Raw genomic sequence first — 19276 nt, forward strand, 5'->3', positions numbered from 1 at the left:
GAACTTAACAGCGTTAAGGAGAGTGGATCATGAATCGTGCCGTGGACGGCGTGATCGATGTCCTGATCGTGGGGGCGGGCCCGACCGGTCTGGCCCTCGGGGTCGACCTCGCCCGGCGGGGCGTGGACGCCCTGGTGGTGGAGAAGGCGGACGGGCTGTTCCCCGGCTCGCGCGGCAAGGGTCTGCAGCCGCGCACCCTGGAGGTCCTGGAGGATCTCGGCGTGCTGGACGCGATCCTCGCGGCCGGCGGGCGCTACCCGGTCGGAATGATCTGGCAGGACGGGGAGCGGGTCGGCGAGCACCGGATGTTCGACGCGGACGAGGTGGAGGGGGCGGCCGACGACTCGGCGTTCACCGAGCCGTGGATGGTGCCGCAGTGGCGGACGCAGGAGATCCTGTTCGCTCGGCTGGAGGAACTGGGAGGGCGGGTCGAGTTCGGCCGGGAGGTCGTCGGGCTCGACCAGGACGAGGACGGCGTGAGTGTGCGTGTCGCGTCCGGGCCGGGACTTCGCGCCCGGTACGTCGTCGCCGCCGACGGCGGCCGCTCGGCCGTGCGGCGCGCGCTCGGCATCGGCATGACCGGCGAGACGGTCGACCCGAACCCCGTGGTGGTCTCGGACGTCCGGATCACCGGCCTGGACCGCGACCACTGGCACATCTTCCCGCCGCGCGAGGACGGCTATCTGGCCATCTGCCCGCTCGCCGGTACCAAGGACTTCCAGCTCGTCGCCCAGTTCCCGGAGGGGACCGCGGTGGACGTGTCCCTGGACGGCATCCGCAAGGTCGCCGCCGCGCGTTCGCATCTCGCCCCCGAGGACGTGACCGAGGTCCGCTGGGCCTCGGAATTCCGCCCGCGCGCGGCTCTCGCGGACCGCTTCCGGAGCGGGCGGGTCTTCCTCGCCGGGGACGCGGCGCACGTGCACTCCCCCGCCGGCGGCCAGGGCCTCAACACCAGTGTCCAGGACGCGTACAACCTGGGCTGGAAGCTGGGCGCGGTGCTGCGGGGCGGAGCTCCCGCCGCGCTCCTCGACACGTACGAGGAGGAGCGGCGCCCCATCGCGGCGCAGATGCTCGGCATCTCCACGGGCGTGCACCGCGGGGAGGTCAAGCGGGGTGCGGCGACCGTCCAGCTCGGGCTCGGCTACCGGGAGTCGTCACTGACGGAGGAGACGCGGAAGGACGCGGGAACGATCCAGGCGGGCGACCGCGCGCCGGACACAACCGTCGGGGGCGTACGGCTCTTCGACGCGCTGCGCGGGCCGCACTGGACGCTGGTCGCGGTGGGGGTGGCACCGCCGGAGCTGCCGGATTCGGTGCACGTGGTCAGCGGCGAGGCCCAGCCGCCGCTCGGAACGGGCCTGTTCCTGGTACGCCCGGACGGTTACGTGGGCTGGGCCGGCGAAACGAAGGACGGCCTGTCCGAGTACGTGACGCGACTCGCCCTGTAGGGGCAGGCACCGAGTTCACAGCCCGAGGGAGAAGCCGTCGTCCGGACCATCCAGGTCACCCAGCTCACTGACGGGCCGAGGCGTCTTGGGGAGACATGTGGCCCGCTGTCTCGCGGAAACTCGGATGGGGTTCGAATTGCCCAGGCCGCACGGGAGGCTCACACGGCCGGGGGAGGACGTGCGACAGCCGAAGATCGAGCGGGACCCCCAGCTCAGAAGGCGTCCGAGGGCACGTACGTCCCCCAGACCTCGCGCAGCGCGTTGCACACCTCGCCCACCGTCGCCCGCGCCCGCAGCGCGTCCTTCATGGGGTAGAGGACGTTGTCCTCGCCCTCGGCCGCCTTCTTCAGGGCCGCCAGGGCGGCGTCGACCGCCGGCTGGTCACGCTCGGCGCGCAGCTTCGCCAGGCGTTCCGCCTGCTGGGCCTCGATGGCCGGGTCGACCCGGAGCGGCTCGTAGGGCTCCTCCTCGTCCAGCTGGAAGCGGTTGACGCCGACCACGACCCGCTCGCCGGAGTCGGTCTCCTGGGCGATGCGGTAGGCGCTGCGCTCGATCTCGGACTTCTGGAAGCCGTGCTCGATCGCGTTGACCGCGCCGCCCAGCTCCTCCACCTTGGCCATCAGCTCGATGGCGGCCGCCTCCACGTCGTCCGTCATCTTCTCGATGACATAGGAACCCGCGAAGGGGTCGACGGTCGCCGTCACGTCCGTCTCGTAGGCCAGCACCTGCTGGGTGCGCAGGGCGAGGCGGGCGCTCTTGTCCGTGGGGAGCGCGATCGCCTCGTCGAAGGAGTTCGTGTGCAGCGACTGCGTGCCGCCGAGGACCGCGGCCAGGCCCTGGACGGCGACCCGGACCAGGTTCACCTCCGGCTGCTGGGCCGTCAGCTGGACGCCCGCGGTCTGCGTGTGGAAGCGCAGCATCAGCGACTTCGGGTTCTTCGCGCCGAACTCCTCCTTCATGACCCGGGCCCAAATGCGCCTGGCCGCACGGAACTTGGCGACCTCTTCGAGGATCGTCGTACGGGCCACGAAGAAGAAGGAGAGCCGGGGCGCGAAGTCGTCGACGTCCATGCCGGCGGCGACCGCCGTGCGGACGTACTCGATGCCGTCGGCCAGGGTGAAGGCGATCTCCTGCGCAGGGGAGGCGCCCGCCTCGGCCATGTGGTAGCCGGAGATCGAGATCGTGTTCCACTTCGGGATCTCGGCCTTGCAGTACTTGAAGATGTCGGCGATCAGCCGGAGGGAGGGCTTCGGCGGGAAGATGTACGTCCCGCGCGCGATGTACTCCTTGAGCACGTCGTTCTGGATGGTGCCGGTGAGCTGGGAGGCCGCTACGCCCTGCTCCTCGCCGACCAGCTGGTACATGAGCAGCAGCAGGGCCGCCGGCGCGTTGATCGTCATCGACGTCGAGACCTTGTCCAGCGGGATGCCGCCGAACAGCACCCGCATGTCCTCGACGGAGTCGATCGCCACGCCGACCTTGCCGACCTCGCCGTGCGCGATCGGGGCGTCGGAGTCGTGGCCCATCTGGGTCGGCAGGTCGAAGGCGACCGACAGGCCCATCGTGCCGTTGGCGATCAGCTGCTTGTAGCGGGCGTTGGACTCCGTCGCCGTGCCGAAACCGGCGTACTGGCGCATCGTCCAGGGGCGGCCCGTGTACATGGAGGGATACACACCGCGCGTGAACGGGTACTTCCCGGGCTCGCCCAGCTTCTCGGCCGGATCCCAGCCCTCCAGGCTCTCCGGCCCGTAGACCGGTTCGATGGGCAGTCCGGACTCCGACTCGCGCGCCATGGTGTGATGCCTCCCGCTGCCTCACTCAGGTGGGCCTCGCGATGTCCGCGTCGGCCACCGCTGCTGCCTGCTTTTCTGCTGGGGGTCCGGGGGTCAGCCCCCGGAATAATGCAGTACTGGCCAGTACGACCGACCCTCCTGCGGACTGTAGCGGGGCGCGTGCAGTCGGTGGAGGGAAGCACGCTGGGAGCTTCCTCACAGCGCTTTTGCGGTCTCCGTCACAACCATGCCCCGCCGTTCGCAACCAGTCATCCGCGGGCAGCATCTCAGGTGACACGCGGGGCTGTGAGTTGCCTCGGTGAGACGCCGGGGGGCGCTGTGCGTATGACGGGCATGGGGAGATCGATCGCCGCCGCGGCGGCTCTCGCGGCCCTGGTGGGCGTGTGCGGCTGCACGGTGCAGGGCGCGGACGGCAAGGGGCACTCGCCCGTGCACATCCAGCTGCCGAGCAGCACCCCCTCCGGCAAGTCGGAACCGGCCTCCGGCTCGGGCTCCGAGGACAAGCCGAGCGCGTCGCCCTCGACGGCCGGGCCCGCCGTGCTGTGGTCCCGCGGCGACTCCGGGGACGCCGTGCGGGAACTCCAGGCCCGGCTGCGTCAGGTGGCCTGGCTCTACGACGGTCCGACCGGGACGTACGACGACCTGACCGAGGATGCCGTGAAGGGCTTCCAGGGCAAGCGCGGGCTGCCGAGGACCGGGGAGACGGACACCGTCACCTGGCAGCGGCTGCTGCGGATGACGCACGAACCCGGCAAGTGGGAGCTGTATCTGATGGGCGGTCAACCCGCGGGGCCCGCCGATCCGCGGTGTCTGACCGGGCGGGTGCTGTGCATCGACAAGACGAGCCGCACCCTGCGCTGGATGATCGACGGGCGGACGGTGTCGACGATGTCGGTCCGGTTCGGCGCGATCGGCACGCCCACCCGCGAGGGCGTCTTCCATGTGTACTGGAAGTCCCGCCACCACTGGTCGACGCTCTACGACTCGTCCATGCCGTACGCGATGTTCTTCAGCGGCGGCCAGGCCGTGCACTACTCCTACGACTTCGCGGCCCGCGGTTACGCCGGCGCCTCGCACGGCTGTGTCAACGTCCGGGACGAGTCGGCGATCGCGGATCTGTACGCGCAGGTGAACAACGGCGACAAGGTCGTCGTGTACCGGTGAGCCCCCCGGAGCCGGGAGAGAAGTGAGTGGGGCGCGGGCGGGACCGGGGGAACGTGTCCCGCCCGCGCCGATGCACGAGCCGTGGGTACGGGGGGAACCCCGGCTCTGTGCGACGGCCGATGACCAGTCGGCTCACTCAGTACTGCGCGGGTGGGGCCGAAAACGTTACTGGTGGGCCGAAGAAAATTCCGCGAGCTGCAAAACCGCAGGTCACAGCGCGCTGTAGGTCGGCTTCGGGGACGGGGTCGGTGTCGTCACCAGCTGCCTCGGCAGGAAGGGCGCGAGGGGGGACGGTGTGACGGTGGGGCCGGGGGCTATGTGGTGGCCGTCGCCGTCACCACCCTGATCTCCCTGGTCGCCGCCCTTGCCGTTCTGGTTGCCCTGTCCGCCCTTGCCCTTGCCGTCCTTGTCCTCGCCGCCGCGGTGCGCGCCCTCGGTGCCGGCGAGAACGTTCTTGCAGTACTTCCAGACGCGGGCCGCGCCGGAGCCGCCCGCCGCGCTCTCCAGGGCCCGTCTGCGGTCGGTGGTGAGTTCCTTGCCGTCGCGCACGTCCCGGCAGGCCGACGGGGCGCCGAGCCACCAGCCGCCGCCGGTGGGCCGCCCGCCGTCGGAGCCGGAGCCGGGCTTGGCCGAGGAGGCGCCGCCGGTCGAGCCGTGCGGGGTCGTCGGGCCGGAGGAAGGGGAAGTGGAGCCGTCCGGGGTCGGGGCGCCCAGGGCGCTGTTCTGCGAGGGCGACACGAGCGGGCGCTCGGGGCTCGCACCGACCGACACCGAGGCCACGGGGCCGGGCTCGTCGTGGCCGAACGGCCCCGGAAGCACTCCGGTGGTCGCCGCGAACGCGACACCGCCGACCATGCCGGCGGCCAGTACGGCCGTCAGCCCGAAGCGCGCGGGCCGGCCCCAGCGCGAGCGCCGGGGGGCCGGAGGGGAGCCGCCGATGCGGACGAGACCGGCATCGGAGGTCCGGGGGCGGCCATGGTGGCGCCCGACGGCGGCCTGCTCGGGAAGCGCACCGGCGCGCGCCGCGCGGAAGGCGGCCAGCGCGGCGGCCTCGCCGGGGAGTTCGGCGCTGCTCAGCGGGGTCTCGACGATCAGCCCGTCGAGGGTCTTCGCAAGCCGTTCGGCCTGGTCGCGGGAGGCGGCGTCGACCGTGTCGAGAGACTCTCCGCGCAGCAGGAGCTCCGCTGTTTCAGGGTCCAGCCACCAGGCGGGAGTCGGTCCCGCGGCGGAGCCGCCGGCGGACTCCGAATCCCCCGGAAAGGCACAGCGCTCGTCGGCCATCACATGTCCTTCTGCGTCCGCGCAACGCTTTGCGTCACACTCGCGGACGTCACCGCGCGGCCGCGCGGTTCCCTCTGGGGCGGCAGCCCGTCCAGGCCGACGCTCGATTCCGGATCCTCGCCGAGCAGTTCCGCGAGCCGCTTCAGACCGCGGTGCGCCGCCGTGCGTACGGCACCCGGGCGCTTGCCGAGCGTCTCGGCGGCGGTCTTGGCGTCGAGGCCCACGACCACGCGCAGCACGACGGCCTCGGCCTGGTCCTGCGGCAGCCGGGCGATCAGCGAGAGGGTGTGGTCGGTGGCCAGGGACTCCATGGCCTCGCCGGCGGTGTCGGACTCGGCGGCCCTGCCGGTCAGTTCCGTTTCGTCGCCGCCGATCACCGGGCGGCGGCCGCGCATCCGTATGTGGTCCAGCGCGCGGTTGCGGGCTATCCGGGCGGCCCAGCCGCGGAAGCGGTCCGCGTCGCCGCTGAACCGGTCCAGATCACGGGCGATCTGCAGCCACGCCTCGGAGGTGACGTCCTCGGCGTCCGGATCGCCGACGAGCGTGCGGACGTACCCGAGCAGCCGCGGATGCACGGCTCGGTACACAGTCCGGAACGCGGTCTCGTTCCCGTCCTGTGCCGCAAGCACCGCGGTGGTCAGCTCCGCGTCGTCCCCCAGCACCCGATGGTTCCTCGTTCGATGGTCGCGGCATCGAGGCCGCCGATCGTTGCGATGGTCCGCGATGGTCGTTCGCCTCCCGCGCCCGGCGCGAAAGGCACGTTACGACCTGAAACCGCTGCTCGTCCATGTCCGGACACCATGCAACCAGCTTGCGAAGGGGCTCACTGTACCCGGGGTGTGACAGAAACCGCACTCACGGCGCTGTAGAGAGTACGGGCCGCCGCGCGGCCCGACCGCGCGACGGCCGGGGCCTCTCCTGTGGGGGGTGGCGGCCCCGGCCGTTGCTTCGGTTGAGGGTCTGACCTGCAACGATGCGCGGGATTCGTGACGAACGTGGTCGGCGCGCGGCCAACGGACCAGACGTCACGCTTGATTTCCAGCCGCACCGATGGGCTGTGCCATTTACGGACGCCGGGGGCCCGAGCCGCCTGGGTGACGACCGCCCGGCTGCGGTCACCCGTCTGTCATCTCGAGGACACCCGGTTGTTGACGTGCCATCCGTATGGTCGTCGCCCGAATGTCAACGATGACACCTGCATCAGGTGTGCGGAGGTGCGTGTCATGGGGCGTCCCGAGAGACCGGTGGACCCGGCGGCGGGGCCCGTTCAACGACTCGCGCATGAGCTGAGGGAGCTGCGGAAGGCCGCCGGCAGCCCCTCGTACCGGACGATGGCCGAGGCGGCGGGGTTCTCGGCGACCGCGCTGTCGCTGGCCGCCGCCGGTGAACGGCTTCCGTCTCTCGCCGTGGTCCAGGGCTATGTGCGCGCCTGCGGGGGCGATCCGGCCGGATGGGAGCTGCGCTGGAAGGCCGCCGAGGCGGAGGCGAACCTGGCCCCCGCGGAGAACATCGAGGACGCACCGTCGCCGTACCGCGGTCTGGCCCGGTTCGAGCCCGACGACCGGCATCTGTTCTTCGGCCGGGCCCGGATGGTCGACGAGGTCGGGCACCTGGTGTGCGAGCACCGGTTCGCGGTGCTGTTCGGGCCCTCGGGGAGCGGGAAGTCCTCGCTGCTGCGGGCCGGGCTGATCCCCCGGCTGCAGGAGGAGATCGCGGCGCGCGGCTGCCCGGCCGCCCTGCGGATCCTCACCCCGGGGGCCAGGCCGGCCACGACGTACGGCCATCTGCTGAGCCCGGCCGAGGACGAGCCGGAGAGCTGGGTGGTGGTGGACCAGTTCGAGGAGGTCTTCACCCTCTGCCGCGATCCGCAGGAACGTTCCCGCTTCATCGACCTGCTGCTGGCCGCCCGCGAACCCGACAGCAGACTGCGCGTGCTGGTCGCCGTACGCGCCGACTTCTACGCCCGCTGCGCCGAGCACCGCGGCCTCGCGGACGCGCTGCGCGGCGCCGGGCTGCTGCTCGGCCCGATGACGGCGGACGAGCTGCGGCAGGCGGTGACCGGACCGGCGCAGGCGGCCGGATGCCGTGTGGAGCGGACGCTGACCGCCCGCCTCGTGGAGGAGGTGCAGGGCGAACCCGGCGGGCTGCCGATGCTCTCGCACGTCCTGCTGGAGACCTGGCGCCGCCGCAAGGGCCGGATGCTCACCCTGGCCGGGTACGAGGCCGCGGGCGGAGTGCGGGGCGCGATCGCGGCGAGTGCGGAGGAGGTGTACGGCGGGCTGTCCCCGGCCCAGGCGGCTGCCGCCCGGCGGGTGCTGCTGCGGATGGTCGAGCCGGGTCAGGGCACCCCCGACACCCGTCGCCCGCTCACCCGGGCCGAGCTGGAGGAGTGGGCGGACGCCGATGTGCGGGTGGTGGTGGAGCGGCTGACCCGGGCCCGGCTGCTGACCGCCGACCAGGCCGGCGTCCAGCTCGCCCACGAGGCCCTGATCACCTGCTGGCCCCGGCTGCACGGCTGGATCGAGGAGGACCGGGAGCGGCTGCGGCACCGCCGGATGCTCGCGGACGCGGCCCGGACCTGGCTGGAACACGAACGCGACCCGGGCGACCTGTACCGGGGCAGCCGGCTGGCCCGCGCCGAGGAGCTGTTCTTGGCCCCTGCGGCCGACCTCGCGCTCACGGTGCCGGAGCGGGCCTTCCTGGCCGCCGCGCTGGAGGCCCGCGCGGCGGAGCAGCGGGCCGCCGCCCGGACCGCCCGCAGGCACCGCTTCCTGACCGTGTCCCTGTCCGCCGTCCTGGCGGTGGCCCTGCTGACGGCCGTCGCCGTCCGGCGTGCCTACGACGACAACGAGCGCCGGCGCACCCAGGAAGCGGCCCGCCGGATCGCCGACGTCGCGGACGCCCTGCGCACGACCGACCCGCGCACCGCGCAGCTGCTGGGCGTCGCGGCCTGGCGCGTGGCCCGGCTGCCGCAGACGCGGCGGGCGCTGCTGGGCTCCCTCGCCCAGCCGGAAGTGGACAGCTTCAGCGACCCGGAGCCGGGCGAGGGGGCCGCGCGCTTCCTGACGGGGTCCGGCCGCACCCTGCTCACCGTCGAGGGGCGCACCTGGCGGACCTGGGACGTGGCGGCCCACCGGCGGCTCGCCTCCGGGCGGCTGCCCGAGGACGGCCGGGTGGATGCGGTGAGCCCCGACGGGCGGCTGCTGGCGGTCCACGGAAGTGACGGGGTACGGCTGTGGGACACGACCGCAGGGCAGTGGCGCGGCGGCCTGCTGCCGGGTTCGTCCCTCGTGGGGTTTTCCGGGAACACCTATGCCGTCGGCGACATCGACGACACCGAGGTGCGGGTGCGCGCGACCGCGGACGGAAGGCCGCTGTTCGCCACCCGGGCGGAGAACACGCAAGTGGTGGCGGTGAGCGCGGACGGCCGGCTCGTCGCGTCCTGCCCCCTCAAGGGCGGCGCGCCACAGGTACGGGACCTGGGCGGCGGCGGACGCACGCTCCCCGGCGGCTGGGAACACGGCGGGGAGTTCTGCGGCCGGGACCAGTCGCTGCTCACCCTCGGCGGCGGGCGAAGCGAGCCGGGGGCCCCTCGGGCCGAAGGCCGGGAGAGGCTCGCCGCGGTGACCGCGGGCGGGGCGAGCGTCTGGGACGTCCGCTCGGGGCGGCAACTGGCCGATCTCCGGGACCCGGGTCTGCAGTACCTCTCCTTCAGCGCGGACGGAAGGTTCCTCGCGACCGCCGACGGCCAGGAGATCAGGGTGTGGCGGCTGGGCGTCGAGGCCCCGGTGTTCCGCCACTCCCAGAACAACGAGCACCTCTACGGCCAACTGGCCTGGGACCCGGACCGCCCGCTGCTCCGGTACCTGGAGGGCGGCACCGTGCACACGCTGGACGTCTCGGCCGCCACGACCTCCGCCTGGCGGGAGCAGCCGCTGGACGGGGCGCTGCTGAGCCCCGACGGCCGCACCCTCGCCACCGCGCGGCGCACCGGCGGCCACTACCGCGTCGACCTGCTCGACCCACGCGACGGCCGTCTGCTGCGCACCCTGCCCGCCCCGCCGCTCCCCGTCTCCGCGGACCCCTCCGCACCGGTGTACGCGCCGTACACCCTCGCGCTACTGGCGTTCAGCCCCGACGGCAAGGCGCTCGCGTACGGCGTCTCGGCACCCAGCAGCCGGACCTCCCGGCAGCCGCTCACCATCTGGGACCTCACCAAGGGCCGGGTGCGCACCACGCTCGACCTGGCCGCGAAGGCGTCGACCGCGGCGGCGGTCTCGATCGCCCTCGCCCCGGACGCCCGCACCCTCTACGCCGCCCGCACCGGCGCCGCCGTCAACCCGGTGGACGAGGTCTGGGACACGGCGCGCGGCCGCAGGACGGCACTCCTGCCGGCCCTGTCCAGCAGCCATCTGGCCATCGGCCCCCACAGCCGTGTCCTGGTCGGTGACAACCGCGTCGCCGCTCTGCCCACCGGCAAGGTCACCAACCACGACCTGGTCCAGACAGACGAGATCGGAGCCCTCGCCTTCGCCCCGGACGGCTCGCTGCTGGCCGCCGGGGACCAGTCGGGCCGGGTGGCGGTGTGGGACGCCGGTCTCAGGCAGAAGCGGGGGATCCTGCGCAGCGTCTTCCCCGCGCTCCCGGACGGCGGTGACGTGCTCACCGGCGACACCTCGGAGGGCGTGAGCGCGCTCGCGGTCAGCCCCGACGGCGCCACGCTGGCGGTGGCCGGTGAGACGGGGAGCCTGCAGTTGTGGGACATCGCCACGCAGCAGCCGCTGGGCGGCCTCCTGACGACGCCCGGCGAGAAGATCGACACCGTGGCCTTCAGCGCCGACAGCGGCACGCTGTACGCGGCGAGCGCGCACGTTCCGCTCCAGCGGTACACCGTCGATCCGGCGCGGGCGGTGACGACGGTGTGCGCCCGGACGGGAGGCGGGGGGCTGACGCGGGCGCAGTGGCAGAACTACGTGTGGGACGTGCCGTACCAGCGGGTCTGCGGGGGTTGATCGTCCCGCGCTCTCACGTGAGCCGGGGCGTGAGCTTGCGGGCCAGCGGTACGAGCTGTCCGGCGCCGCCCTTCGACCCGGCGGGCAGCGTGGCGAGGGTGAGCACCCAGGTGCGGGAACCGGCGCGCCACACCACGTACGCGACGCTCTGCCTCGGCCGCAGCACCTCGGCACTCTCGCTGAAGCCTCCCTGCCCCAGCCCGTCGGCCTCGGTGACCTTCACCTCGCTCATGCCCGCCGACGCGGGGTCGCGGACCAGGCTGTGCGAGGCGGAGACCTCGGCGTCGTAGGAGCGCGCGGACGCGTTGAGCGTCAGCAGGGCTGTCCCGTCGCCGGAGGCGTAGCTGCACGAGTCCCCCGCCGTGCCCTTGCCGGGAGCGAGGCGGGGAGCCGGCTTCGGGTTGGTCAGCACCTGCCGGGCGGCGGACCGGTCGAGGACGGCGCACAGGCGGGAAGGCGGCAGGGTCCTGGGCGAGGAGCTGACCGCGGGGGCGGGTGGGATGCCGGTTTCCTGAGCGGCACGGCTGGGGGGAGCACTGGCCGCGGCCGGGGATGCGCTGCCCGTGGAGCAGGAGGTGAGCAGGCCGCACAGGAGGGCGGCGGCTGCGGGAAGGGCGGTGCGGGAGAGACGGCGCGGGTACACGGCTGGGGGTTCCTCACGGGTCCGAGGTCGGGAGAGAAGGAGGCCCGGCCCCGGTGCAGGTGCAGGAACACCGGGGCCGGGCCGGCTCTGGGGCGTCAGCGCCAGATGTTGTAGGTGCCGTAGTCGTTGACCCGGAGGTTGGCCTCCCAGTGGCCCCACTGGTAGTTGCCGTCCCACCAGTACCGCTCGCTGCCGTGTTCGCAGCCGGAGTGGTCGGTGCGGAAGGCGCCGACGAAGGTGCCCTGCGTCCAGCGGCGCTCCACCACCTGGATCGGCTGGGCGTACTGCCCCGGGCTCAGGTTCGTGCTGAAGGTGAACGAGGTCGTGGTGGACCCGTTGCGGCCGTAGGAGGGGGTGATGCTGGCCAGCACCTGGTTGAGCCAGGGGACCGGATTGCTGACGCTGACGCCGACCGACCACTGCCAGCCCGACGTCTTCGACTCCTGCCAGGCGTAGCCGCAGCTGGGTGCGTTCGGGGGGCAGCGGAAGGTGGGACCGCGCCACACCCAGTCCTGCCAGGTGTTGCCGGCCTGGGACTGGGCCTTGGCCCAGGTGGTGTCGCCCTTGCGGATGTCGTAGCCGTCCGGCTTCCAGCACCAGGTGTCCGCCGAGGCGGAGCCGGGCGAGGCCAGCAGGAGGAGAGGGGCGAGACCCAGGCTCAGCACCGCGGCCGGCCAGCGGCGGTGCTTGCTCTTCTTGGTCACTGTGGGCGCGGCTTCGGGGGTCGTCAGAGCGTGGGGGCGCACTGGGGTGGCTCCTTGCGGGGAATGAGGGGGAGGGTCTGATGGTGCGAGCGGTGTGCGGCGGTCAGTGCCTGTTGACGACGATCAGGTGGTACTGGTCCGGGGTCGAGCGCCAGTCGCCCCACCAGTCGTCGTTCTGGCTCCAGCCCTCGCAGTTCCCTCCGTGGAAGGCCGTCAGCGAGACCCGGTCGCTGTTGGAGAACCACACGCTCGGGTAGTAGCTCGTCCCGCCGGGCCGGCCGCCCGTGAGGCAGCGGTTCCACCGGTGGCCGTTGGGCTCGGTGACACTGATACGCCAGCTGTACGCGTCCACACTCTGGTTGACGATCTCGACGCAGGCGGTGAAGACGGGGGAGTTGCAGGCGGGATGGGGGAAGGGGCGCGGCGGCGGAGAGGTGGCGGCGTCGGCCCCGCCGGCGGCGAGGGTCAGCGACCCGCCCGCGAGGGCGACCACAGCCAGGGCGCCGGCGATTCTTTTACGGAGTGAACGGGACACGGCCCCGCTCCCTTCTGTCCGGTCGGGTTCAGGCAGAACCGAATCTCCGGGGTGCGGGGTTGATCAGGGAGTCGGGAGCGGGCCGTAATCAACTCGGGGAAGTCCTCCGCCGGCGGAGGCCCTGCTGACGGCGGTGAGCCGACTCAGCCAGTGGTCAGTTCCCGGTCTTGCCGCTCGCCTTGCCGGCGCTCTTCTGCGGCTTCTCGGACTTGCCGGACTTGTCGGCCTTACCGGTGGTGTCGGCCTTCGGGGTGTTCTCGGCCTTGGCGGTCTTGTCGTCCTTGCCCGGCTTGGACTGCCCGAGCTGCTCGGCGCAGTAGGCGGTGACGTTCGCCTCGCCGCCCGCGGCCGCGATCAGCCGCTGCCAGGCCGTCGAGTCCAGCGCCTTGCCGTCGCCGTCGAGCTTCTTCTCGTACGCCCGGCAGTGCGCCTCGGTGTCCTTGGCCGTCTCCGGCCGGCCCGGCCCGGCGGCGGCACCGGGCGTACCGGAGGCCGTCGCGGAGGGCACGACCGGTGCGTGCTGCCGCTGCCGGGCCGCTTTCCCGTCGTCGTGCGAGGAGCCGCCCATCGAGCCGATCGCCGCGAACGCGACACCGCCCATGGTGAGTCCGGCCAGGGCCAGCGTCAGCGTGGCCCGCAGGGAGCGGCGGGCCCGGCCGTGCTCACGCGGGCGCCAGTCGTCCCGGCGCCGGGTCCGCGCGCGTAGCGTCCCGGCGTCGCGGGCGGCCCGGAACGCGGCCACCGCCCGCTGCTCGGCGTCGGCGTCGAGCGCGCCCGAGCACATCGCGTCGGCGAGCAGGCTCTCCAGGACGGGTCCGGCAGGCCAGTCCTCGGTGCCCGACAGGGTCCCGCCGGGGTGTACGCGCCGACGGCCGCCGGGGGCACTGCCGTCGCTCTGCCGTTCACCCATGTCCGTATCCATCCGTGTCCGACGGCCGGCCCTCGCAGCCGTCCCTGCCGTCGTTGACGTTCATTCCGTCATTGATGTTCATGCCGTCGTTGACGTTCGTTTCGCCGTCGACGTTCATTTCGACTCCCCCAGCGTCCGGGGATCCTCATTCGTCACACCTGGGGCGACCAGGCGGGCCGCGAGGCGCTTCAGACCCCGGTGGGCGGCCGTGCGCACCGCACCGGGGCGCTTGCCGAGCACGCGGGCCGCGGCGGGGCCGTCGAGGCCGACGACGATGCGCAGCAGCACGGCCTCGGCCTGGTCGCGGGGCAGGCTGCGGACCAGTTCCAGGGCGCGCTCGGTGGAGAGCGCCTCCAGCGCCTGGTCGTAGGTGTTGTGGGTGCCGGGCAGCTCCAGCACGTCCTGTTCGAGCGCCGCCGACCGGGGCCGTACCTTCTGCCGGCGCAGATGGTCCAGGGCGCGGTGCCGGGCGATGGTCGCGGTCCAGCCGCGGAAGCCCGCCCCGTCGCCCTTGAAGCGCCTGAGGTCCCGGGCGATCTCCAGCCAGGCGTCGGACGCCACGTCCTCGGCGTCGTCGCCGACGATCCCGCGGAGGTAGCCGAGCAGGCCGGGCTGCACGATCCGGTACGCGACCGCGAAGGCGGCCTCGTCACCCTCCTGGGCCCGCGCGACGGCAGCGCCCAGCTCCCCGTCGTACGCCTGTCCTCGGCGGGGTTCGCGTCCCTGGCCCAACACTGTCCTCGTCGTCCGTACGAGTGATGCACGTGGTACGTCAGAGACTGCGCCGGCCCTCACGGAAGTGTCACAGGCCGCCGGCGACACCCCCTCCGCCCCGCAGTGACGTTTGGCCAGAGCCGAGCGCTGTGTGTAAGTGCCACCTGTCCTGTGACAGGTGTGGCAGTCATGGTCTTTCTTCTAGGGGTGGGGTTAGTGAGTCCTCGCGGTACGCGTGCGTACAGACCGCTGGGCATGAAGCGACGGGCGTGGATCACGCTCGGCGCGGTGGTACTGGGCGGTGGGGGTGTGGCGACGTACGCGGTGGCCGGGCCGTCCTCCGGGCACGGACAGGCCAAGCGGCCGGCGAAGGTCTACGACCTGACCCTGAAGAGCACGGCGAGCGGCAAGCGGGAGCTGCCGCGCACGGGGACCGAGCAGTTCTCGATGCTCGGTGTCTCCTGGAAGGACGCCGGCAAGCGGCTGCACGGCACGGCCCAGGTGCGCACCCGCAGCGTCGAGACCGGCGAGTGGACCGCCTGGAAGGACCTCGAGGCGAACGTCGACCCGCTCGAGGACCCGCGGGCGGGCTCCGGCGCGCGCGGTGCCTCCGAGCCGCTGTGGGTCGGACCCTCCGACGGCGTCCAGGTCCAGGTCGTCCGCAAGGACGGCTCCACCGGCTCCGCTCTGCCCAAGGGGCTCGAGGTCAACCTGGTCGACCCGGGGGTGGCGACCGCCGCCGAGCAGAAGGCCGAGCCGGCCGCGTACGCGGCGGACGTGACACCCACGGACTCCGCGTCACCGACCGACTCGGCGTCTCCGACCGACTCGGTTTCTCCGACGGACTCGGTTTCTCCGACCGATTCCGCGTCGCCGACGGACTCGGCCTCCCCGAGCGACTCCGCGTCACCCTCGACGAGCGCATCGCCTTCGGCGAGCACCTCCGCGAGCCCCACGGCCACCACGCCCACCGCGCCGCCGTCGACCGTGCCCGAGCCGCCGATCGTCTCGCGCGCCGGCTGGGGCGCGGACGAGTCGCTCAGCCCCGACCCCTCGGAGTACAACGCCGATGTGAAGGCCGTCTTCGTGCACCACACCGACGGCACGAACGACTACTCGTGCGCCGACTCCGCGGCGATCGTCCGGGGCGTCTACGCGTACCACACGCAGACCAACGGCTGGAACGACATCGGCTACAACTTCCTGGTCGACAAGTGCGGCACGATCTTCGAGGGCCGCAAGGGCGGCGTCGACCTCCCGGTGCTCGGCGCGCACACCTACGGCTGGAACCGGGAGTCGGCCGGCATCGCGGTGCTCGGTGACTACACCACCACCGGCGCCACCGACGCGGCCCTGACCTCGATCGCCCGGATCGCGGCCTGGAAGCTCGGCCAGTACAGGGCCGACCCCGCCACCACCGTGCAGCTCAAGGCCGGCGCGACCCAGACGAACTACTTCGGGACCGGCTTCACCGCGGGCAACTCGTACACCTTCAACCGGATCTCCGGCCACCGGGACGGCTACAACACCCAGTGCCCGGGCAGCTCCCTCTACGCCCAGCTGCCGACCGTCCGTGCCTGGGCCTCCGGCCCGGTGCAGGGGCTGAAGCTGACCTCGCTGTCCGGAGCGGGCCTGTCCGGCTCGACGTACTACACCAAGGGCGCCATCACCGCGAAGTGGTCGACGACCACGCCCGGTTCGCTGATCTCCAGGTTCGAGCTGCTGGTGGACGGCAAGGTCGCCGCCACCGCCTCCGGCACCTCCACCTCGGTCGGCGCGACCCTCGCACTGGGCACCCACACCGTCGCCGTGCGGGCCGTGCACCAGTCCGGCAGGACCACGACGACCGCCGCGCTGAACGTGGTCGCGGAGACGACCGCGCCGACCTTCACCACCGCGCCGAAGCTCTCGCTGCGCACCGGCACGGTCAACACCAGCGCCGTCCCGGTCACCCTCGGCTGGAAGGCGGCCGACAACGCCGCCCTGAAGTCGGTGAGCCTGCTGACCCCGACGACGGCCACCTTCAGCCCGACCACCACCAGCTCCAGCCGTACCGCCGCGTCCGGCACCGCGGGCACCTGGTCGATGAAGGCGTACGACTACGCGGGCAACACCGGTACGTCGTCCGCGTCCTTCACACCGGTGATCCTTCAGGAGACCTCGGCCACCAAGTCCGGCAGCTGGACGGCCCGTTCCTCCACCAGCTACCTCGGCGGGAAGTCGTACTCCAGCGGCGCGAAGGGCGCGAGCCTGACCTGGACCTTCACCGGCCGCTCCGCCTCCTGGGTGGTCAGCCGCGCCGCCACCTCCGGCCAGGCGTACGTCTACGTCGACGGCGTGAAGGTCAGCACCGTCGACCTCAAGTCGTCGACCACCCTGTACCGCCAGGCGATCTGGACGAAGACCTGGTCGTCCAGCGCCAAGCACACGGTGAAGATCGTGGTGGTCGGCACCAGCGGCCGCCCGACGGTCACGACGGACGGCCTGGTCTACATCAAGTAGCCGACGGCTCCCGGCAGTTCACATCGCCGAGTCCACCGGTTCGGGCGCCCGCTCCTGCGCAGCTTGCGGGGTGGGCGCCCGGTCCGCCCGCAGCGGGCGCGGGCCGACCCCGGGCGCCGTCACACGCGCGGCGACGGTGTTCAGCAGCGCCGTACCGCGGTCACCTTCGGAAGCCGCCGGTCGCATCCCGGCACAGCAGCCGCAGCGAACCGTCCCCGCTCCAGCACCGCCGGGCCTCGTCGAAGGGGTCCCACATCCGGCCGTCGGGAGTGCGTATCCAGTGGTCGCCGCCGGTCGCCCACCACTCGGCGCCCGTCTGACGGACGATCACCTCACCGGCGTACGCCCCGAAACCGCGCAAGACGCTCTCCACCGCGGCGTACGGCGCCCCTTCCTGCCGTATCCCCTCGATCATCCGGTCGACGCGCCACAGGCTCTGCGCCGAGTAGTCGAGGCGCAGCCGCGCCCCCTCGCGCATCGCCGCGACCGCATCCGCCGCCCACCGCACGGGCTTCGTCGCCGCGCTCGGCCTGGTCTCGTGGAAGGTAGTCACATAGACAGGAGCGGGGTCGGCGGGCCATCCGTCACGCGTTTTCCGGGGAGTTCCCGATACCGGCGCAGTACCGCCCCACGGCCACCGCAGGACGGTCACAGGACTCCCTCAGGTGCGAGCTTTACCCGGGAGTGACGCTTTGCCCCTTCCGTGCGCTCCTCTCACTGATGAGCCTGTACTTCCACCTCCGCGCGGTGCCGCCCTCGGCCCTGCGCAACAGCGCGACCTGGCTGCAACGGCTGTTCGAGGACGACTGGGACACCGTGCGCCGACGGATCGACCGCCACCGTGAGGAGATGCTGGACCACCACTACGTCGACCACGACATCCTCTACGCGGGCGCGCCCCCGACCCGTGCCGAGGCGGGCCCCCGCACCCATGTGGTCCTCGGCGGCCGCCCGGTCCCCCACCACGCCCCCGAAGACCCACCGTTTCTCCTGCTGACCGCGGCTCAGGCGGCCCGGGTGGCGGCCTTCCTCACCTCGGCCGACATCGAGACCCTGTGGCACCGGGCCCGCGACCACCTCCTCCCGCGCTACGGCGGCCCGGCCTCGGAACAGGAAACCCACGCCCTCATCACCTCGGCCCACCGCGACCTGACGGCCTTCTACACCCAGACCGCCGAGTACGGCGACGCGGTGGTGAAGTGCCTGCTGCGCTGACTTCGTGCCTTGGGGCGCAGTTGGCCTTCAGGGGCGCGGGGCTGTGACATGAGCGGCTCCGCCGCGGGGCGCGACCAGCCACCACGAACCCGCGCCCGCCCACCAACCGTTACCGCTCTACCCGCGCCGCGCCCTCCGCGACACCACGGCCTGCAAAACCCGCCGCCCCTCGATCGACACCTCCAGCGCACGGCGCAGTCCCCCCGCCCCATGCCCGGCAAGCAACTCAAGTACGGCGACCTGTCGCCGCAGCTCCGCGGCAACGAGCGGAGACATCCCCTCCGTACGCCCCTCCCGCCGGGAGTCGACCGAGGACGCCGCATCGTCCATGGGGTCCAGCAGCCGGTGTATCTGGAGCGCGGCGACGGAGCAGGCGTCGGCCCACACCCGCACCTGGGCGGGCGCCCGGTCGACCGGCGCCGCCGCCAGCATCCGCCGGGCCAGCAACGCGGCCTCGTCCTCGACGGACTCGTCGTACTCCCCGCCCCCGGCCAGCTTCAGCCGCGCATGCTCCAGCCGCGCACCCCACTCACCGACGTCACCGGAGTCCGCGAGGCTGGCCCACAGCGGCCGCAGGATCTCGTCGTCGCCGCCCAGCAACGGCACACACCGATCCAAACAAGCCAACCCGCTGGCGGCCAGTCCGCGGTCGTCGGCCTGAGCGATCAGTTCCACCAGGCTCATCCACGCCTCCTTCTGCGGGTCCCGTACCGGGGCCCAGCAGGGCTCTTCCCTTACGGAGCCCGCACTTCCCCTTACTGCGTGCGACGGCCCGGGAGTGTCACAGCGGTACCACACCGAGCCGGTCGAGCAACTGGAAAAACAGGTTTTCGGCCAACGGATCGGCGTCGGCGGTCAGAACGTCCAGCAACGGCCCGGCGTCCACGTCGTGCCCCGCCTCGGCGGCCCAGGCGACCGCCCGGTCGGCCGCGTCCCGGGGCTCCAGGAAGTAGTCCTCGATGGTGAGCCCCTCGCTCGCGGCGCCGAGGTACCCGGCCATCGCGGCCCGCGCGAGACACGTGGTCCACGCCCCGCTCTCGGGCGCCGCCGCCTCGACCACGACCGAGGCGCTGTCCATGACGTACCCGAAGAGCGCGGGCGCCCCGGTCTCGGCGGCGAGGACGTTCATGTTCCCTACCTCGCCGTCCCCGCTCGGGTACTCCCAGACCTGCCAGCCACCGGCCGCCGAGGACCGCCGCACCATGCCCTTCACCCCGGCGAGCGCGTCGAGCTCCGCAAGCGGCCGCTCGCTGCGGCCCACGACGAAATACCCCCAGTAGCCCATCCCGGCCCCCCACGGCTGTGTCACCTTCGGCTCGCGCCGAATACACCACAGTCGTACGACAGTTCGCAGC

General features: G+C 72.6%; 18 protein-coding genes. 5 read left to right on the forward strand and 13 right to left on the reverse strand.

The window, feature by feature from the left end:
• Window positions 1-29: 29 nt before the first annotated feature.
• A complete protein-coding gene (locus ABT254_RS00960) occupies window positions 30-1448 on the forward strand; it encodes an FAD-dependent oxidoreductase (protein ID WP_351462322.1) in 1419 nt (472 codons plus the stop codon).
• Between the two features lie 212 nt (window positions 1449-1660).
• On the opposite strand, the gene ABT254_RS00965 is transcribed toward ABT254_RS00960, so the two are convergent.
• Window positions 1661-3241: an acyl-CoA mutase large subunit family protein gene (locus tag ABT254_RS00965; protein WP_351462323.1), complete on the reverse strand. Its 1581-nt coding sequence runs from the start codon at window positions 3239-3241 to the stop codon at window positions 1661-1663.
• Between the two features lie 333 nt (window positions 3242-3574).
• Here ABT254_RS00965 and ABT254_RS00970 point away from each other — a divergent pair, with 333 nt between their 5' ends.
• Window positions 3575-4405, forward strand: coding sequence for a L,D-transpeptidase family protein (locus tag ABT254_RS00970; protein ID WP_351462324.1), 831 nt, complete (start codon window positions 3575-3577; stop codon window positions 4403-4405).
• A gap of 210 nt (window positions 4406-4615) precedes the next feature.
• On the opposite strand, the gene ABT254_RS00975 is transcribed toward ABT254_RS00970, so the two are convergent.
• Together ABT254_RS00975 and ABT254_RS00980 are read right to left on the reverse strand one after the other, a co-directional pair.
• On the reverse strand, window positions 4616-5686 hold the full coding sequence (locus tag ABT254_RS00975; protein WP_351462325.1) for a hypothetical protein: 1071 nt from the start codon (window positions 5684-5686) through the stop codon (window positions 4616-4618).
• Entirely contained in the window at window positions 5686-6348 is a 663-nt protein-coding gene (locus ABT254_RS00980; RefSeq protein ID WP_351462326.1) for an RNA polymerase sigma factor, read from the reverse strand. The genes ABT254_RS00975 and ABT254_RS00980 overlap by 1 nt, the downstream gene beginning before the upstream one ends.
• A 561-nt stretch (window positions 6349-6909) precedes the next feature.
• Here ABT254_RS00980 and ABT254_RS00985 point away from each other — a divergent pair.
• The gene (locus ABT254_RS00985; RefSeq protein ID WP_351462327.1) at window positions 6910-10698 is read left to right on the forward strand and encodes an nSTAND1 domain-containing NTPase; all 3789 of its coding nucleotides are present in this window, start codon (window positions 6910-6912) and stop codon (window positions 10696-10698) included.
• Window positions 10699-10711: 13 nt separating this feature from the next.
• Here ABT254_RS00985 and ABT254_RS00990 read toward each other — a convergent pair whose 3' ends face one another.
• The 6 genes from ABT254_RS00990 to ABT254_RS01015 all read right to left on the reverse strand — a co-directional run bounded on the left by ABT254_RS00990 (window position 10712) and on the right by ABT254_RS01015 (window position 14222).
• Window positions 10712-11341: a hypothetical protein gene (locus tag ABT254_RS00990; protein WP_351462328.1), complete on the reverse strand. Its 630-nt coding sequence runs from the start codon at window positions 11339-11341 to the stop codon at window positions 10712-10714.
• Window positions 11342-11436: 95 nt separating this feature from the next.
• Window positions 11437-12087 carry a hypothetical protein gene (locus ABT254_RS00995; protein WP_351462329.1) on the reverse strand — a complete coding sequence of 217 codons (651 nt, stop codon included), beginning with the start codon at window positions 12085-12087 and terminating at the stop codon, window positions 11437-11439.
• 61 nt (window positions 12088-12148) lie between these two features.
• A complete protein-coding gene (locus ABT254_RS01000) occupies window positions 12149-12580 on the reverse strand; it encodes a hypothetical protein (protein ID WP_351462330.1) in 432 nt (143 codons plus the stop codon).
• A gap of 154 nt (window positions 12581-12734) precedes the next feature.
• The gene (locus ABT254_RS01005; protein WP_351462331.1) at window positions 12735-13490 is read right to left on the reverse strand and encodes a hypothetical protein; all 756 of its coding nucleotides are present in this window, start codon (window positions 13488-13490) and stop codon (window positions 12735-12737) included.
• Window positions 13483-13608, reverse strand: a complete 126-nt coding sequence (locus ABT254_RS01010; protein WP_351462332.1) for a hypothetical protein — start codon at window positions 13606-13608, stop codon at window positions 13483-13485. The genes ABT254_RS01005 and ABT254_RS01010 overlap by 8 nt, the downstream gene beginning before the upstream one ends.
• Window positions 13605-14222 carry an RNA polymerase sigma factor gene (locus tag ABT254_RS01015; protein ID WP_351462333.1) on the reverse strand — a complete coding sequence of 206 codons (618 nt, stop codon included), beginning with the start codon at window positions 14220-14222 and terminating at the stop codon, window positions 13605-13607. The genes ABT254_RS01010 and ABT254_RS01015 overlap by 4 nt, the downstream gene beginning before the upstream one ends.
• 237 nt (window positions 14223-14459) lie before the next feature.
• Between ABT254_RS01015 and ABT254_RS01020 the strand changes: the two genes are divergently transcribed.
• A complete protein-coding gene (locus ABT254_RS01020) occupies window positions 14460-16706 on the forward strand; it encodes a peptidoglycan recognition protein family protein (RefSeq protein WP_351462334.1) in 2247 nt (748 codons plus the stop codon).
• Between the two features lie 18 nt (window positions 16707-16724).
• On the opposite strand, the gene ABT254_RS01025 is transcribed toward ABT254_RS01020, so the two are convergent.
• Complete coding sequence (locus tag ABT254_RS01025; protein ID WP_351462335.1) at window positions 16725-16892, reverse strand: hypothetical protein; 168 nt, start codon at window positions 16890-16892, stop codon at window positions 16725-16727.
• Window positions 16867-17259, reverse strand: coding sequence for a hypothetical protein (locus tag ABT254_RS01030; protein ID WP_351462336.1), 393 nt, complete (start codon window positions 17257-17259; stop codon window positions 16867-16869). The genes ABT254_RS01025 and ABT254_RS01030 overlap by 26 nt, the downstream gene beginning before the upstream one ends.
• 167 nt (window positions 17260-17426) lie before the next feature.
• On the opposite strand from ABT254_RS01030, the gene ABT254_RS01035 reads away from it, so the two are divergent.
• On the forward strand, window positions 17427-17921 hold the full coding sequence (locus ABT254_RS01035) for a DUF1877 family protein (protein ID WP_351462337.1): 495 nt from the start codon (window positions 17427-17429) through the stop codon (window positions 17919-17921).
• Window positions 17922-18038: 117 nt separating this feature from the next.
• On the opposite strand, the gene ABT254_RS01040 is transcribed toward ABT254_RS01035, so the two are convergent.
• Both ABT254_RS01040 and ABT254_RS01045 read right to left on the reverse strand, forming a co-directional pair.
• Window positions 18039-18605, reverse strand: a complete 567-nt coding sequence (locus ABT254_RS01040) for a hypothetical protein (RefSeq protein WP_351462338.1) — start codon at window positions 18603-18605, stop codon at window positions 18039-18041.
• Window positions 18606-18702: 97 nt separating this feature from the next.
• A complete protein-coding gene (locus ABT254_RS01045) occupies window positions 18703-19206 on the reverse strand; it encodes a hypothetical protein (protein WP_351462339.1) in 504 nt (167 codons plus the stop codon).
• Between the last annotated feature and the right edge of the window lie 70 nt (window positions 19207-19276).

The organism is Streptomyces sp. NPDC001137, from assembly GCF_040298885.1.
Taxonomy (GTDB): domain Bacteria; phylum Actinomycetota; class Actinomycetes; order Streptomycetales; family Streptomycetaceae; genus Streptomyces.

Bases quoted from the DNA above. Each gene is read 5' to 3' on its own strand.
- ABT254_RS01040 (WP_351462338.1), bottom strand. From the start codon at position 18,605: ATGAGCCTGGTGGAACTGATCGCTCAGGCCGACGACCGCGGACTGGCC.
- ABT254_RS00985 (WP_351462327.1), top strand. From the start codon at position 6,910: ATGGGGCGTCCCGAGAGACCGGTGGACCCGGCGGCGGGGCCCGTTCAA.
- ABT254_RS00960 (WP_351462322.1), top strand. From the start codon at position 30: ATGAATCGTGCCGTGGACGGCGTGATCGATGTCCTGATCGTGGGGGCG.
- ABT254_RS00975 (WP_351462325.1), bottom strand. From the start codon at position 5,686: ATGGCCGACGAGCGCTGTGCCTTTCCGGGGGATTCGGAGTCCGCCGGC.
- ABT254_RS01035 (WP_351462337.1), top strand. From the start codon at position 17,427: ATGAGCCTGTACTTCCACCTCCGCGCGGTGCCGCCCTCGGCCCTGCGC.
- ABT254_RS01045 (WP_351462339.1), bottom strand. From the start codon at position 19,206: ATGGGCTACTGGGGGTATTTCGTCGTGGGCCGCAGCGAGCGGCCGCTT.
- ABT254_RS00970 (WP_351462324.1), top strand. From the start codon at position 3,575: ATGGGGAGATCGATCGCCGCCGCGGCGGCTCTCGCGGCCCTGGTGGGC.
- ABT254_RS01020 (WP_351462334.1), top strand. From the start codon at position 14,460: ATGAAGCGACGGGCGTGGATCACGCTCGGCGCGGTGGTACTGGGCGGT.
- ABT254_RS00965 (WP_351462323.1), bottom strand. From the start codon at position 3,241: ATGGCGCGCGAGTCGGAGTCCGGACTGCCCATCGAACCGGTCTACGGG.
- ABT254_RS01010 (WP_351462332.1), bottom strand. From the start codon at position 13,608: ATGAACGTCGACGGCGAAACGAACGTCAACGACGGCATGAACATCAAT.
- ABT254_RS01005 (WP_351462331.1), bottom strand. From the start codon at position 13,490: ATGGGTGAACGGCAGAGCGACGGCAGTGCCCCCGGCGGCCGTCGGCGC.
- ABT254_RS01025 (WP_351462335.1), bottom strand. From the start codon at position 16,892: ATGCGACCGGCGGCTTCCGAAGGTGACCGCGGTACGGCGCTGCTGAAC.